We start from the raw sequence: 612 nt of genomic DNA, 5'->3' as shown, positions 1-612 counted from the left end.
TGAAGGTTTGCAACAAGCTGTGGCGTTGGTATTTGTCGTACGCAGGGTTGCTCTCAGCACCATCTTTACGAGTAATGGTGTTTTCGGCAATGTGCTGCTCTGGCGTGAAGATCACTTTCGCCGCTTCTTTTGGCGTGACCACTTTCGCGCGGTACAAGATAGCAACCATGATAGCATCGCTTCCGAAGTACTCTTCTTGGTACTTGTCTTTATCTGCGATTTCAACGTAAGTGTAATGATCGTCCGCGTCATCGATTTCTGCATTCAATGCATCCACCAAGTTTTGCACAGCACTGCCATCACCGAAGCCGTTATTTTCCACTTCCATCAAACCAATGATGTCAGCATCCATCTTATTCATCGCAGACACGATCTTCGCTTGTTGGATCAAGAATTCATCGTGATTCGTCGCGCCACGGTTTTGGCCTGTCGGGTTGTTGTTTCCGCTGTCTGCTACCGAAGTGAAGTAGTTAAGCACGTTAAAACTTGCAACGCGTAAATCCGACTCTGCGATAGCTGGCGCCGCTTTACGCTCTACATCAAAACCATCACCCGCTGCCACAAAGTTAGTGTTGTTTACATCGTTCGTCGCGATCAGACGGTATTCGTTGT

Annotated in this window: 1 pseudogene; it reads right to left on the bottom strand. The window is 47.9% G+C overall.

Annotated features, from left to right (window positions below):
- Positions 1-612, bottom strand: a pseudogene (locus R7190_RS28720) (nuclease); the annotation flags it as partial.

The organism is Vibrio sp. 1078-1, assembly GCF_033340475.1.
The sequence above is the reverse complement of the archived record's forward strand: the minus strand, read 5'-3'. Positions and strand labels throughout refer to the sequence as shown.